The 15,272-nt window shown below is 63.0% G+C and carries 11 protein-coding genes and 1 other annotated feature; of the genes, 9 read left to right on the top strand and 2 right to left on the bottom strand.

All coding sequences use genetic code 11. From position 1 onward, the window contains the following. The first annotated feature begins 9 nt into the window (after window positions 1–9). From THIX_RS11730 to THIX_RS11695, 8 genes are all read left to right on the top strand, one after another. A complete protein-coding gene (locus tag THIX_RS11730; RefSeq protein ID WP_112486383.1) occupies window positions 10–1,629 on the top strand; it encodes an ABC transporter ATP-binding protein in 1,620 nt (539 codons plus the stop codon). Between the two features lie 328 nt (window positions 1,630–1,957). Then, a complete protein-coding gene (locus tag THIX_RS11725; RefSeq protein ID WP_112486382.1) occupies window positions 1,958–2,587 on the top strand; it encodes a ribosome maturation factor RimP in 630 nt (209 codons plus the stop codon). Next, window positions 2,584–4,062 carry a transcription termination factor NusA gene (gene nusA, locus THIX_RS11720; protein WP_112486381.1) on the top strand — a complete coding sequence of 493 codons (1,479 nt, stop codon included), beginning with the start codon at window positions 2,584–2,586 and terminating at the stop codon, window positions 4,060–4,062. Before THIX_RS11725 ends, nusA begins: the two co-directional genes overlap by 4 nt. A 24-nt stretch (window positions 4,063–4,086) precedes the next feature. After that, entirely contained in the window at window positions 4,087–6,939 is a 2,853-nt protein-coding gene (infB, locus tag THIX_RS11715; RefSeq protein WP_112486380.1) for a translation initiation factor IF-2, read from the top strand. 116 nt (window positions 6,940–7,055) lie between these two features. Beyond that, entirely contained in the window at window positions 7,056–7,424 is a 369-nt protein-coding gene (rbfA, locus tag THIX_RS11710) for a 30S ribosome-binding factor RbfA (protein WP_112488327.1), read from the top strand. Window positions 7,425–7,450: 26 nt separating this feature from the next. Beyond that, complete coding sequence (truB, locus tag THIX_RS11705; RefSeq protein ID WP_112486379.1) at window positions 7,451–8,395, top strand: tRNA pseudouridine(55) synthase TruB; 945 nt, start codon at window positions 7,451–7,453, stop codon at window positions 8,393–8,395. A gap of 7 nt (window positions 8,396–8,402) precedes the next feature. After that, entirely contained in the window at window positions 8,403–10,229 is a 1,827-nt protein-coding gene (typA, locus tag THIX_RS11700; RefSeq protein WP_112486378.1) for a translational GTPase TypA, read from the top strand. A gap of 41 nt (window positions 10,230–10,270) precedes the next feature. Then, window positions 10,271–11,200, top strand: a complete 930-nt coding sequence (locus THIX_RS11695; protein WP_256359975.1) for a DMT family transporter — start codon at window positions 10,271–10,273, stop codon at window positions 11,198–11,200. A 384-nt stretch (window positions 11,201–11,584) separates the two neighbouring features. On the opposite strand, the gene THIX_RS11690 is transcribed toward THIX_RS11695, so the two are convergent. Together THIX_RS11690 and THIX_RS11685 are read right to left on the bottom strand one after the other, a co-directional pair. After that, window positions 11,585–11,857 (bottom strand): hypothetical protein, encoded by a 273-nt coding sequence (locus tag THIX_RS11690; protein ID WP_158540868.1) that lies wholly within the window; start codon window positions 11,855–11,857, stop codon window positions 11,585–11,587. A 651-nt stretch (window positions 11,858–12,508) separates the two neighbouring features. Next, window positions 12,509–13,734, bottom strand: a protein-coding gene (locus THIX_RS11685) for an IS3 family transposase (protein ID WP_112486375.1) whose coding sequence is annotated in 2 segments (ribosomal slippage) — window positions 12,509–13,455 and window positions 13,455–13,734 — 1,227 coding nt in all. Because the reading frame shifts where the segments join, the coding sequence is not laid out codon by codon here. Continuing rightward, window positions 13,340–13,456, bottom strand: a sequence feature (AL1L pseudoknot). Its footprint overlaps the gene before it by 117 nt. Before the next feature lie 173 nt (window positions 13,735–13,907). Here THIX_RS11685 and THIX_RS11680 point away from each other — a divergent pair. Next, window positions 13,908–14,954 carry an IS110 family transposase gene (locus THIX_RS11680; protein ID WP_112486297.1) on the top strand — a complete coding sequence of 349 codons (1,047 nt, stop codon included), beginning with the start codon at window positions 13,908–13,910 and terminating at the stop codon, window positions 14,952–14,954. Window positions 14,955–15,272: the final 318 nt, after the last annotated feature.

The raw sequence follows: 15,272 nt of genomic DNA, 5'->3' as shown, positions 1-15,272 counted from the left end.
GCCACGTCCATGAGCGCAATTCCCGACGCGACGCGTGAAGCGTCTTCGCAAACCAATGCGGCCTTGCTGCGCATCGAGGCGCTGAACGTGGACTTCGGTCCGCAGCGGGTGGTCCACGACTTGAACCTGGAGCTGCGCGCCGGCGAAAAATACGCCCTGGTCGGTGAGTCCGGCTCGGGAAAGACCGTCACGGCACTTGCCATCCTGCGCTTGCTGCAGGGCGCAACCGTCAGGGGGCGGGTGCTGTTCCAGGGGCAGGACCTGGCCAGCATGCCGGAGCGCCGTCTGCGTGGCGTTCGCGGCCGTGACATCGCGATGATCTTTCAGGAGCCGATGAGCGCGCTCAACCCGCTTCAACCCGTCGGTCAGCAAATCGCCGAGTCCCTCGAACTGCACGAGGCCTTGTCGCGCAAGGCCGCGTGGGCTCGCGCCGTGGTCTTGCTGGAGCGCATGGGCATCGCCGATTCGGCGCGCCGCGCGCAGAGCTATCCGCACCAGCTTTCCGGTGGCCAGCGTCAGCGCGCCATGATCGCCATGGCACTGGCCTGCAAGCCCCGGCTGTTGCTGGCGGACGAACCCACCACGGCGCTGGACATGAGCGTGCGGGCGCAAATTCTTGCGCTGCTGGACGAGCTGCAGCGCGAAGAGGGGCTTGCCGTCATGCTCATCAGCCACGATCTGCATCTGGTTCGCAGCTTCGCCCAACGTGTCGGCGTCATGCAGCAGGGGCGCCTGGTCGAGCAGGGAGCCACTGCCGAGGTGTTCGCGCACGCGCAACATCCGTACACCCAGGCCTTGCTGGCCAGTTTGCCGCAGCGCGATGTTGAGCCGCTGTCGCCGCGGGCGCCCGTTGTTTTGCAAGCCGAGCGGGTCAGCGTGGCTTATGCCCAGGGCGGCCCGTGGCTGCGCCGGCGCCTGCACACGGCGGTGGATCAGGTATCGCTGGAGCTTCGCGCTGGCGAAACCCTCGGGCTCGTGGGCGAATCGGGCTGCGGCAAGACCAGCCTCGCCATGGCCCTGCTTGGCCTGCAGCCCATGGGGGAAGGGCGTGTCAGCCTCGCCGGGGTGGAACTTGCCGGACTGGGCAACCGTGGCTGGCGTGCCGCCCGGCGTAAGATTCAGGTGGTGTTCCAGGATCCCTTTTCTTCTTTGTCGCCGCGGCGTAATGTCGAGCAGATCGTGGCCGAGGGCCTCAACATCCATGAGCCTGCGCTCGATCAGGAAGCCTGTCGCGTGCGCGTGGTGGACACACTCCGCGACATGGGCCTGGATGCGAGCATCCTGCCCCGGTTTCCGCACGAGTTCTCCGGCGGACAGCGGCAGCGCATTGCCCTGGCGCGGGCGCTGGTGCTGCGTCCCAGCGTTCTGGTGCTGGACGAGCCGACCAGCGCACTGGATATTTCCGTGCAACAACAAATCCTGCGCCTGCTCATCAGGCTGCAACGCGAGCAGGGCCTGGCTTATCTGTTCATCACGCACGATATGGCCGTGATTGGCGCGATGGCCCACCGCATCGCGGTCATGCGCGAGGGCAGAATTCTGGAAACGGGCGAGGCTCTGGCCTTGTTGCGCCACCCGCAGCAGCCCTACACCCGGCAACTGGTCCATGCCGCCGGCGTTGCCGGCTGACGGCGCCCAGACTCCGACTCGATGCGGGCGGAATCCGGCCCCTGGCAACTGCCCCCAAGACCGTCATAAGTCCGCGCAACTTGCCAAAATTCGCATTTTCCCTTATTATTTCAAGGCTGTAATCCATTTCTGCATGTGCGTTTGTTCGACGAGGCCTGAGCCTCGGCAGGGTGGATGTGTAAGAGCCGGGTTGGCCAGATGGGCGACACAAATGGGCGACACCAATCGCCCTTTTTTTTTGTCGGTACCTGGTGACAAGCCGGGCAGCGAGTTGGGCAGTGGGTCTTTCAAAGCGGATGGTGGCTTCAGGGTGCAAGGCAGTCGCGGTATGCAGAAGACAGAGATCATCGAGACGACCGTCCGAGGGATGGGCTACGCCTGTGTCGAGATCGCCTGGGCTTCGGCAGGCCTGCTGCGCATCACGATCGACCGTCCCGACGGCGAGTTTGTCACGGTCGATGATTGCGAGCGCGTCACGCGCCAGTTGCAGTACGCGCTGGAAGTCGAAGGTCTGGACTACAGGCGCCTTGAGGTGTCATCTCCCGGGCTTGATCGCCTGGTGAGGCTGCCGGACGACTGGCAGCGTTTTGCGGGTTTGGAAGTGGAAGTGACCTTGCGCGCGCCGTACAGGGGCCGCAAGAAATACCGCGGTGTGTTGCAGGCCCCGACAGCGGCAGCCGTGGGCGGGAGCGCTGAAGCGCCGGCTCAGGCTGATGGCTATGTCATCGTCTGGGACGATGCTTTGCTGGCGGCTGCTGCGGCGGCGAAGCCGGGTGGGAAAAAATTGAAGGCTGCCAAACCGGCTGCGGCGAAGAAGGCCAAGCCCGCTGGCGCGGATGGTGGGGCCCCGGGGGCGAACGGCGCCACGGGGGATGTGCATGAATTGCGTTTTTCCATGGCCGAGGCGCGCGAAGTCCGCCTCGTGCCCGTGCTTGACTTTAGGGGTCGAAAATTATGAATCGTGAGCTGCTGATGCTGGTCGATGCGCTGGCGCACGAAAAGAATGTGGAGCGGGATGTGGTGTTCGGTGCGGTCGAGGCCGCGCTGGCTTCGGCCACGAAGAAGCGCTATCCCGGCGAGGTCGACATTCGTGTCGCCATCGACCGCGATACGGGTGCTTATGAAAGCTTTCGCCGCTGGCTCGTGGTGCCGGACGAGGCCGGGCTGCAGCAGCCTGACGCGGAAATCCTGCATTTCGAGGCGCTCGAGCAGATCCCCGACATCGAGGTCGGCGATTACATCGAAGAGCCGGTGGAGAGCGTGGAATTCGGCCGTATCGGCGCCCAGGCGGCGAAGCAGGTGATCCTGCAAAAAATTCGTGACGCCGAACGCGAGCAGATTTTGAATGATTTCCTCGAGCGCAACGACAAGATTTTCGTCGGCACGGTCAAGCGCATGGACAAGGGCGACGCCATTGTCGAGTCCGGCAAGGTCGATGCCCGGCTGCGTCGCAGCGACATGATCCAGAAAGAGAACGTGCGTGCCGGCGACCGCGTGCGCGCCGTCATCTCGAAAATCGACCGCCAGGCCCGCGGCCCGCAAATCGAGCTGTCGCGGACCTCGCCCGAGTTCATGAAAGAGCTGTTCCGCCTCGAGGTTCCCGAGATGGAGCAGGGCATGCTGGAGATCAAGTCCTGCGCCCGCGATCCCGGTGTGCGCGCCAAGATCGCCGTGTTGTCGCACGATCGCCGCATCGACCCGATCGGCACTTGCATCGGTGTCCGCGGCTCACGCGTGAATGCCGTGAGCAATGAGCTGGGCGGCGAACGTGTCGACATCGTGCTGTGGTCCGAAGATCCGGCGCAGTTTGTCATCGGTGCCCTGGCGCCAGCCAATGTGCAGTCGATCGTTGTCGACGAGGACAAGCATGCCATGGAAGTGGCCGTGGATGAGGAAAACCTGGCCCTGGCCATCGGCCGTGCCGGGCAGAATGTGCGCCTCGCATCCGAGCTGACGGGCTGGGCCATCAACCTGATGTCGGCCGAGGAATCGCAAAACCGGCACACGGCTGAAACCGAAAGCATGCGCGAGCTGTTCCGAACGAAGCTCGATGTGGACCAGGAAGTCGCCGACATCCTCATCCAGGAAGGCTTTACCAGCCTGGAGGAAGTGGCTTATGTGCCGCTGCCGGAAATGCTGGAGATCGAGTCGTTCGATGAGGAAACGGTGCATGAACTGCGCAACCGTGCCCGCGACGCCTTGCTGACGCAAGAACTGGCCAGCGAGCAGAAACTCGAGGAAGTGTCGCAGGACCTCAAGAGCCTCGAAGGCCTGTCCAGCGACGATATTGCGAAGCTGGCCAATGCCGGCATCCAAACCCGTGACGACCTGGCCGATCTGGCTGTGGACGAACTCACGGCCATTACCGGGGCTGAAGAAGCCCAGGCCAGCGCGCTCATTCTCCAGGCTCGCGAACATTGGTTCAACGCCTGAGAACTGCGGAGCAAGGAACCACCCATGGCACAAACAACCGTCGCGCAACTCGCAACAGAACTGCACATTCCCGCCACCCAATTGCTGGAGCAATTGGCGGCCGCCAGTGTGCACAAGCAAACGCCCGACGACCCGATCAGCGAGGTCGACAAGGCGCGTTTGCTCGACCACCTGCGGGTGGCCCATGGCGTGGTTGGCGCTGATCGCAAAAAAATCACGCTGACGCGCAAGCAGACCACGGAAATCAAGCAGGCCGATTCCACCGGCAAGGCCCGCACCATCCAGGTCGAGGTGCGCAAGAAGCGCGTGTTTGTCAAGCGCGACGAAGTTGCGCCCGCGGAGCCTTCGGCCCCCGTCGTCACGCAACCCGTGGTGGACGAAGCCGAGCTTCGTCGTCGCGAGGAAGAAGCCAAACATCAGTCCGAACTGTTGGCGCGCCAGGCCGAGGAACTCGGCAAGCGCCAGCGCGAAGAAGAAGAGGCCGCCCAAGCGCGTGCCGCGGCGCAAGAGCGACTGGATGAAAAGCGCCGGTCGCAAGCCGAGGCCAAGGCCGCGATCGCGGCGGAACAGCCGTCCGAGCAGGACGATGACAAGTCGCGCAAGGCGGCCGAGCGGGAAGCCCAGGAGCATGCTGCGGCAGTGGCGAAGGTTGATGCCAAGCGCGCTGCAGACGCAGCAGCGTCCGTCTCCCGCGCGGCTGAACTCGAGGCCGTGCAAGTGCGTCGCAAGGCTGCCGAGAACGAGGCTGCGGCGATTCGCGACATGCTCTCCCGCCCTCGCGCGGTGTTGCATGCGCCCAAGCCTGAAGTGGCCAAGCCGGCAGAAGTCGCTGCCAAGGCGGGTGCCACCATCAAGGGCACCATCCACAAACCTGCTGCAGGCGCAGCCAAGCCCGCGGGCGCTGCAGCCGCCACCACGGCGGCAGGCGCGAAAGACAAAAAGCAGGTCAAGTCGGAGCAGTTGTCGTCGTCCTGGGCTGACGAGGCTGCCAAGCGCCGTGCCATCAAGACGCGTGGTGACGCCAGCGGCGGCACCGCTGCCTGGCGCGGCGCCAAGGGCGGTTCACGTCGCGATTCGCGCGAGAAGGAAGCGCCACGTTTCGTGGCGCCGGTCGAGCCGCAGGTGCGTGAGGTGCATGTGCCCGAGACCATCTCCGTGGGCGATCTGGCCCACAAGATGGCGGTGAAGGCATCCGAGGTCATCAAGGTGCTGATGAAGTTGGGCCAGATGGTGACCATCAACCAGGTGCTGGACCAGGAAACCGCGATGATCATCGTGCAGGAAATGGGCCATACCGCCATTGCCGCCAAACTCGACGATCCGGAAACTTTCCTCGAGGAGGAAGGCCAGGTTCCGCAGGAATTGACCTTGCTTCCGCGCGCGCCGGTGGTCACGGTCATGGGCCACGTCGACCATGGGAAAACGTCCCTGCTGGACTACATCCGCCGTGCCAAGGTTGCATCGGGCGAGGCGGGCGGCATCACCCAGCATATCGGCGCCTATCACGTCACCACGCCGCGCGGCATGATCACCTTCCTCGATACCCCCGGGCACGAGGCCTTCACCGCCATGCGGGCGCGTGGTGCCAAGGCAACGGACATCGTCATTCTGGTGGTGGCTGCCGACGACGGCGTCATGCCGCAGACGAAGGAGGCGATCGCCCACGCCAAGGCAGCGGGGGTGCCCATCGTCGTGGCGATGAACAAAATTGACAAACCCGATGCCAATCCCGAGCGCGTGAAGCAGGAACTGGTGGCCGAGCAGGTTGTGCCCGAAGAGTACGGTGGCGAATCGCCGTTCGTGCCGGTATCAGCCAAGACCGGGCAGGGCATCGACGAGCTGTTGGAACAGGTGCTGCTGCAAGCCGAGGTGCTGGAACTCAAGGCTCCGGAAGATGCGCCCGCCAAGGGGTTGGTGATCGAAGCCAGGCTCGACAAGGGCCGCGGTCCGGTGGCCACGGTGCTGGTGCTTTCGGGCACGCTCAAGCGCGGCGACGCGGTACTGGCGGGCTCCAGCTATGGCCGCGTGCGCGCCATGCTGGACGAAACCGGCAAGCCGGTGCAGAGCGCGGGCCCTTCCATTCCGGTGGAAATCCAGGGTCTGACGGAAGTTCCCACCGCAGGTGAAGAAATCATCGTGCTGCAAGACGATCGCAAGGCGCGCGAGATCGCCCTGTTCCGCCAGGGCAAGTTCCGTGATGTCAAACTGGCCCGCCAGCAGGCCGCGAAACTGGAAAACATGTTCGACCAGATGGTCGAGGGCATGCAAACCCTGAACCTCATCATCAAGTCCGACGTGCAGGGTTCGCAGGAGGCGCTGGTGCATGCGCTCACCAGGCTCTCCACCGATGAGATCAAGGTGCAGGTGGTGCATGCGGCGGTGGGCGGCATCACCGAGAGCGACGTGAATCTGGCGATCGCCTCGCAGGCCGTGATCATCGGCTTCAACACCCGTGCCGACGCCGGCTCGCGCAAGCTGGCCGAGCAGAACGGCATCGACATTCGCTACTACAACATCATCTACGAAGCCGTGGATGAGATCAAAGCTGCGATGTCAGGGATGCTCACGCCGGAGAAGAAAGAAGAAACCCTGGGCCTGGTCGAGGTGCGCGAGGTTTATCGCATCACCAAGGTCGGCACGGTGGCGGGCTGCATGGTGCTGTCCGGTCTCGTCAGGCGTTCGGCGCAAGTGCGGGTGCTGCGTGAGAACGTGGTCATCCATACGGGTGAACTCGACTCGCTCAAACGCTTCAAGGACGATGCGCGCGAGGTCAAGGAAGGTTTCGAGTGCGGCCTGTCGCTGAAGAATTTCCAGGACCTGGAAAAGGGCGATCAGCTCGAAGTGTTCGAAGTCAAGGAAGTGGCGCGCACGCTTTAACGCAGCAGCCTTGGCGCCGCGACCGCCTGAAAACGGCCGCGGCGCGCGCTGTGCGCATGCTTTTCGCCATTGCTTCGACGGTTCCATCCCAGTTCTCATCGCGATTCACCCAGCCCATGCCACGTCAGGCCAGCAGTCCACACCGCGTTCACCGCATCGCCGACCAGATCCAGCGTGATCTGTCGGAGTTGATCCCCCGTGAGCTGCGTGACCCGCGCATCGGCCTGGTGACCATTGCCGATGTCCAGCTCACGCCCGATTACGCGCATGCGCGCATCTTTTTCACAGTGCTGGGCGGCGAGCCGGAGCATGTGGCTGCTGCGCTCAACGAGCGCGCCGGCTATTTGCACAGCTTGTTGTTCAAGCGGCTGCGCATCCATACCGTGCCGACGCTGCATTTCGTGTTCGACCAATCCACCAGCAAGGCCAGCGATATGAATGCACTCATCGCCCAGGCCGTCGCCAATACGGCAAAGGACGATTGAGCGCCCGGCGCTCGGTCCAAAAGTTCATGGTTGCAGCCCAACAGCAACGGTCCAGCTGGCAGTCGGTGCATGGCGTCATGCTGCTCGACAAGCCGCGTGGCTGCACTTCGCAAACCGCGCTGCAGCAGGTGCGTCGCGCCTTGCGCGCCGAGAAGGCCGGCCATACGGGCACGCTCGATCCCTTGGCCGACGGCTTGCTGCCGCTGTGTTTCGGCGCCGCCACCAAGTTCGCCCAGATGCATCTGGACGCGGACAAGGCCTATCGTGCCGTGCTGCAACTCGGCGTCACCACCACCACCGACGATGGTGAGGGTGAGGTGATCGAGCGCAAAGCCTTGCCCGACTGGGGGCCCGAGCAACTGCTGCAGGTGCTGCAGGGTTTCGTCGGCACCATCGCGCAGACGCCGCCCATCTACAGCGCCCTCAAGCGTGACGGCAAGCCGTTGTATGCCTATGCGCGTGCCGGTCAGGAGATCGACGTGCCTTCGCGCCAGGTGCGCATCGACGCCATCGGCCTTGTCTCGCTGCAAGGCGATTTGCTGACGCTGGACGTGCGCTGCGGCAAGGGCACCTACATCCGTGCGCTGGCGCGCGACATTGGCCAGCAACTCGGCTGTGGCGCCCATCTTGCCGCCTTGCGTCGCACCGCAAGCGGCGGGTTCGACATCAGCCAGGCCTGCACGTTGGATGCCGTGCGCGGACTCGATGCCGGCGCCGCGCAGGCCCATTTGCTGCCGGTCGATTGTCTGGTGCAGGGTTTGCCGCGCATCGACCTGGACGCGTCGCAATCCGCGCGGCTGCTGCACGGCCAGACCCTGGCGCATGAACTGGCGCCAACCTTGCCGTCCGGGCAGGTGCGCGTGCATGGCACGACCCCAACCCATCATTCATTTCTCGGCGTTGCGCACTGGGACGGGCATGTGCTCTCCCCGCAACGCCTGCTGAGCAACGAGGAACTGCAAGCGCAGTGAACACACCATGACACGATCCATTCGCAACATCGCCATCATCGCTCACGTCGACCACGGCAAGACCACCATGGTGGACCAACTGCTGCGCCAGTCCGGCACCTTCCGCCAGAACCAGCAAGTGGCCGAACGGGTGATGGATTCCAACGACCTCGAAAAAGAGCGCGGCATCACCATCCTGTCGAAGAATTGCGCGGTGGAGTGGAAGGGCACGCATATCAACATCGTCGACACCCCCGGCCACGCCGACTTCGGTGGCGAGGTCGAGCGCGTGCTGTCCATGGTGGACAGCGTGCTGCTGCTGGTCGACGCCGTCGAAGGCCCGATGCCGCAGACCCGCTTCGTCACCAAGAAGGCACTGGCGCTGGGCCTCAAACCCATCGTCGTCATCAACAAGGTGGACCGTCCCGGGGCGCGTGCCGACTACGTCATCAACGCCACCTTCGAGCTGTTCGACAAGCTCGGCGCCACCGAAGAACAGCTCGACTTCCCGGTGGTCTATGCCTCCGGCCTGAACGGCTGGGCCAGCCTGACTCCGGGCGAAGTCGGCACCGATCTGGCGCCGCTGTTCGATGCCGTGCTGCAGCACGTGCCTGCCCACGCAGGGCTGGCGACCGATCCGCTGCAGCTGCAAATCTGCTCGCTCGACTACTCCACGTTCGTGGGCCGCATCGGCATCGGCCGCATCAACAGCGGCACGCTCAAACCCATGCAGGAAGTGGCCGTGTACAACGGCCCCGATTCCACCCCGTTCAAGGCGCGTGTCAACCAGGTGCTCAAGTTCGAGGGCCTGGAGCGCAAACAGGCTGAAAGTGCCGAGCCGGGCGACATCGTGCTGATCAACGGCATCGAGGATGTCGGTGTCGGCGTGACGCTCACCAGCGTGGACAACCCGCGCCCCTTGCCCATGTTGTTGGTCGACGAGCCAACCCTGAACATGAACTTCTGCGTCAACACCAGCCCGCTGGCCGGGCGCGAAGGCAAGTTCGTCACCAGCCGCCAGATTCGCGATCGCCTCGACCGCGAGCTGCAAAGCAACGTCGCCCTGCGCGTGAAAGATACCGACGAAGACGGCATCTTCGAAGTCTCCGGGCGCGGTGAATTGCATCTCACCATCCTGCTGGAAAACATGCGCCGCGAAGGTTTTGAATTGGCCGTGAGCAAGCCACGCGTGGTGTTCCACGATGTCGGTGGCCAGCGCCACGAGCCGATCGAGCTGGTGACTGCCGACGTGGAAGAGCAGCACCAGGGCGGCGTGATGCAAGCCCTGGGTGAGCGCCGTGGCGAACTCGTGAATATGGAACCCGACGGCATGGGCCGCGTGCGCCTGGAATACCGCATTCCGGCGCGTGGCCTGATCGGCTTCCAGAACGAATTCATGAACCTGACGCGCGGCACCGGGCTCATCAGCAACATCTTCGACGGCTACGACGCCTATCGCGGCGAAATCGCCCGGCGCAAGAACGGCGTGCTCATCAGCCAGGATCAGGGCGAAATCGTCACTTACGCCCTGGGCAAGCTCGACGACCGCGGTCGCATGTTCGTCAAACCGGGAGATCCGGTGTACGAAGGCATGATCGTCGGCATTCACAGCCGCGACAACGATCTCATCGTCAACGCCGTGCGCGCCAAGCAGCTCACCAACTTCCGCGTCTCGGGCAAGGAAGACGCGATCAAGATCACTCCGCCCATCGAGCTCACGCTGGAGTATGCGGTGGAGTTCATCGAGGACGACGAGCTGGTGGAAATCACGCCCAAGTCCATCCGACTGCGCAAGCGCTACCTCACCGAGCATGAGCGCAAGCGCGCGGGCCGCTCGGACGCGCAAGCCGCCTGAGACGGCAGATTCAGCACCGCGCCAGCGTTGACGGGAAAGTCGTGTCGAACGCTGCCCGGCCCGATCACGCCAAGGCGGTACTCGCCATGGTGGTGGCCACGCTGCTGTGGAGCGTGGCGGGCGTCGTCACGCGCCAACTGCATCAGCAGAATGGTTTGGTTCTGGTGTTCTGGCGCAGCAGCTTCACGGTGCTCGCCGTGCTGGCGTGGCTGGCCTGGAGCCAGGGCCTGCGCCGCGCCTGGGTCGATGTGCGTGGCGCATCGCATCTGCTCTGGCTTTCCGCTTTTTTCTGGGGTGTGATGTTCACCGCCTTCATGGTTGCGCTCACGCTCACCAGCGTGGCGCAAACCCTGCTGACCGACAGCCTGAGCCCTCTCATCGCCGCCGTGCTCGGCTGGCTGCTGTTGCGTCATCGTCTGCCCGGCCGCACCTGGGCGGCCATCGCGCTGGCCATGCTCGGCATGGGCTGGATGGTTTGGCACGATCTGCAGTCCCCCACGTCCAGCATGCAGTTGCTCGGCATGCTCATCGCCCTGGCCGTGCCCATCGCTGCGGCGTCGAACTGGGTCAGCCTGCGCCGTGCCGGCAGTGGGGTGCCGATGCAGGCCGCCGTCCTGATTGGCGCACTGCTCTCGGCGCTCGCCGTGGCGCTGCCAGCCTGGCCTGTCGGTGTCGATCTTCACGACCTGTTCTGGCTGGGTTTTCTGGGTGTGTTCCAACTCGCAGCCCCGGGCCTGCTGGCGGTGTGGGCCGCGCAGCGCCTGGCGCCGGCCGAGGTCGGCTTGCTCGGTTTGCTAGAAACCATGTTCGGCACACTCTGGGCCTGGCTCGGTGCGGGCGAACAGCCCAGCAGGGGCACGCTGATTGGCGGCGCCCTGGTGCTGACCGCACTGGCCGCAAACGAGCTTCTCGGTTGGCATCGAACCCGCCGGCGCACCGTGCACACCTGGCTGGATGCGGAGACGCCATGAACGCTTCCGCGTCCCACAACCCATGGCGCTTGACGGTTGCGCCCATGCTCGATGGGGTCAACGGTAAAAAAGTCCTTTTCGGACAGAGACTTAGTGACTCCGTTGAAGCGATGTAGCACGACGGAGTGCACCACATGCAGACTTTGTCGGCCCATTCCGCATTTTCTGGCTATTCCAAGCGGCCCCAATGCACCAGCCCAGTCGTGCGGCGATGCGGTTCGAAGGATGGCGGGGGTCGTGTATTACGGGCGATGTCAAGTTATCTGCGCATCGTCCCAGTCTGGCAGATATTGCCGCCCAGAGGGAGTTTCAGGTTGGGCTCCCATGGTGTAGCCAGACCGAAGCGATTGCTACAACACGTCTCCCTCCGCCCTCATGGCTTTGCTACCCTTGATGCTCCCAATTGATCTGCGTTTCTCTGCTTTTTTTGTTGTGCAACCGCTCGAGGTAGCCACGAAGGTCGTCGTAGGACATTGCGCTGCGGTTTGATAAAACCAACTCGACCCGACCATCCCCTGCGTCATTCTTTCGGTGATCGCGGCAAAGCCAAGATACGCGTTCTACGAGCAGCCGGGTCGCGTAGCGATAGAGGGAATACTTCTGCTGCTGGAAGACCTCCGGCTCGGCGATCGAAGGCTTGTGAATCAGAACATTCACCGTGCGTAGCCGGGATTCTCCGAGCAGGTTTCCTCACAGATTCATCGGGCACCAACAGGCGCAGCAACCACGAATTCCTCAGAGTCCGTACCGGCAGAGCGACTCTCTGCTGGTAGAAGAACACGCCTTGATGGCCACCCAAATTCCTCCCCTTGTGGCCACCTCAAATTCCCCCACCGCGGCGTGACGGTGCGCTGAGCGTGTCGATTTCGGCCCTGGTCAAGACCAAGCAGGACGTTACTTTCCATCCCTCATCGTTGAGGGAACTCAGCATCCAAAACTCCTTCTCGCCAGACCACTCTCGGCCCAGCCAGATTTGCGGAGCCACTTCAGTTCTCGATTGCGTCGATTCTTGGAAACGGTGGTTTGATCTTGGGCGCTCTGTACGTTAGCGAACTGACACAACTTGGAGTGGCGCGCAGCATGGAGCTGTTGGGTTCGCAGCCCGAGTTGGTGTAACTTGCGTGCTTTTCCAAAATAAGGGTCAACCATATGGCACTTCATCGGGGGGATGACATTCGCTCCAATTTGAATGGCGATATTTACGGCACCCAGGTTGCCAACAGCTAGATTCCAAATTCTCCATTTATTGCGCTCCACAGTTAACCATGGTGAACCGCCCCGGGTTTCGTGGAGGCTGGTTGGTTTAAGTCATGCCGGAATGGCGTGGTGACTGGCTTGTTGCCGCCAGTAGTTTGCCTCAGCTTCTGCCGGAGGGATACCCCCAATTGGTTTGAGCAGTCGGGTGTGGTTGAACCAGTGCACCCATTGCAGGGTGGCAAGTTCTACGGCTTGCCTGGTTTTCCAGGGTCCGCGGCGGTGAATCAATTCGGCCTTGTACAGCCCGTTGATGGTCTCGGCCAGGGCGTTGTCATAGGAGTCTCCTTTGCTGCCCACTGAGGGCTGGATGCCTGCCTGCGCCAAGCGTTCGGTGTACTTGACGCTGACGTATTGCACTCCTCTGTCCGAATGGTGGACCAAGGCATTGGCAGCGGGCCGACGCGCGTACAAAGCCTGCTCCAGCGCGTCCATCACGAAATCGGTCTGCATGGATGTGCTCACCCGCCAGCCAACGATGCGTCGGGCAAACACGTCGATGACGAAGGCCACGTACAGCCAGCCTTGCCAGGTGCTCACATAGGTGAAGTCCGACACCCAGAGCTGGTTGGGCCGCTCGGCTTTGAACACCCGGTTGACGTGGTCCTGTGGACATGGCGCGCAAGTGTCGGGTACCGTGGTTCGCACCTTCTTGCCCCGCCGGGCACCCTGCAGCCCCAGGCGTTTCATCAGCCGCTCGACCGTGCAGCGCGCCACCCGATTGCCCTCGCGGTTCATCTGCAACCAAACCTTGTCAGCTCCATACATCTGCCAGTTGGCGTGCCACACACGCTGGATGTCGGCAGCCAGCGCATCGTCGCGCTGAGCACGGGCGCTGCGCAACTCGGGGTTGCGCTGGCGGGCGGCATGGCGCCAGTCACACGACGGGGCCATCTGCAGCACTTTGCAGATGGGCTCGACCCCGTGCATGGGGCGGTGCTGGTCGATGAATCGCTTCAGCCCTTCAAACGGCGGTCGAGCTCCGCCTGGGCGAAAAAAGCACTCGCCGCTTTGAGGATGTCATTGGCCCGGCGCAATTCCTTGTTCTCGCGCTCGAGTTGTTTGAGGCGTTCACGCTCGCTGCTCGTCAGGCCGTCGCGCTGGCCTGTATCGACTTCCTCGCGCTTGACCCATTCGAGCAGCGTCTGTGGCACGCAGCCAATCTTGGGGGCCATGGATTCGACTGCGGCCCACAGCGAGGGGTACTCGCCTCGGTGCTCCTGGACCATGCGTACCGCGCGCTCGCGCACTTCGGGGGAAAACTTGTTCGTCTTGTTCATGGCTCCATCTTCTCAAAGGTTGGAGCCTCCTCAAAACCCGGGGATGGCATGGTCCGCCCACCTACAGCGCCGCCGCTGAAGTGAGACCATCCACCCAGTGGGGGCCTCGCAGAAACGGCATCAGAGTGCCAAAGTGGAAGCTCTAGCAACCACCTCAACCTGGAGGCCCCGCCATGCAATCTACTGCAAATCTGCCAGTCATTGGTCTGGATTTGGCCAAGTCCGTGTTCCAGTTGCACATCGTTGACGCGGAGACTGGCGAGATTCAGCGCCGCCAGATCAAGCGCGCCAAGCTCACCGAATTCTTCGCCAAATGCCAGCGCAGCCTGGTGGCGATGGAGGCTTGTGGCACATCACACTACTGGGCGCGGGTGATCAACTCCTTTGGGCATGAGGTCAAGCTACTGCCGGCCCAGCATGTCAAGGCGTTCTTGCTGCGTGACAAGACCGACGCCATGGATGCGCAGGCGATTTGGGTCGCAGCCCAGCAGCCCCATATCAAGCCCGTACCCGTCAAGACGGAGCGGCAACAAGCCTGCATGGCCTTGCACGGCATGCGCCGCCAGCTCATGAAGATACGCATCATGCAAACCAATGCGCTGCGCGGCATCTTGGCCGAGTTCGGCATCGCTCTGCCAGTGGGTCACAACCAACTGCTCACAACGATCCAGGGCGAGCTGGCCAAGGCACAGGAGGATGATCTGCTACGCGCAGATCTGGTGCTCAGCGTACAGGAACAACTCAGGCGCATTGAAACCTTGCAAGATGACATCGATCACCTTGGTCAGCGGCTGCGCGCCATGATCCGGGAAGATCGGCAGATGCAGGCGATCCAGCAAATTCCCGGCGTTGGGGAGTTGACAGCCTCAGCGCTGGTGGCGGCCGTCGGAGATTTCTCGACCTTCAAATCTGGTCGCCAGTTTGCGTCTTGGGTTGGGTTGACGCCACGGCAGGTCGGTACCGGGGGAAAGACGCAGCAGTTGGGCATCTCCAAGCGTGGCGATACCTATTTGCGTACCCTGCTGATTGCGGGGGCCAGAGCTGTGATCGCCAGGGCAGCGACGTCAGGTTGGATCCCTCGGCTGCTGGAGCGGCGCCACTACAACGTGGTCGTGGTGGCTCTGGCCAACAAGATGGCGCGCACAGTGTGGGCAGTCCTGGCCAAAGGCTCAGGCTTTGACCGGGTCAAGTGGAATCCGCTGGAGCCGGTGAGCGCCTGATCAGCATGCGTTGAACAACATCCCGACCGTGACCGAGTGATCCCGTTTTGAAGGAGAGCCTGCAAGAGGCGTGATGATGGAATGAGGGTCAAACCAGGTTGGAAACATCCCGATGAACCGCCCGTACCCCAAGTACAACCCGGAGATAGGAATTCCGACCGCGTATCGCCATCATGGGCAGCAGCACCAACTGCACAAACAGCCCGGATGTAAGGCAGCAAACCTTTCAAACTCTCACAACGCTAAAACTTGCTCTCCTTGGGCGGACCATGTAGGCGGTTCAAGGCTTGAGGAAAGCCGAGTTCGCGGGCTTGGCGG

This window comes from Thiomonas sp. X19, assembly GCF_900089495.1.
Classification (GTDB): domain Bacteria; phylum Pseudomonadota; class Gammaproteobacteria; order Burkholderiales; family Burkholderiaceae_C; genus Thiomonas_A.
This window is presented reverse-complemented; position numbering and strand designations above follow the sequence as displayed.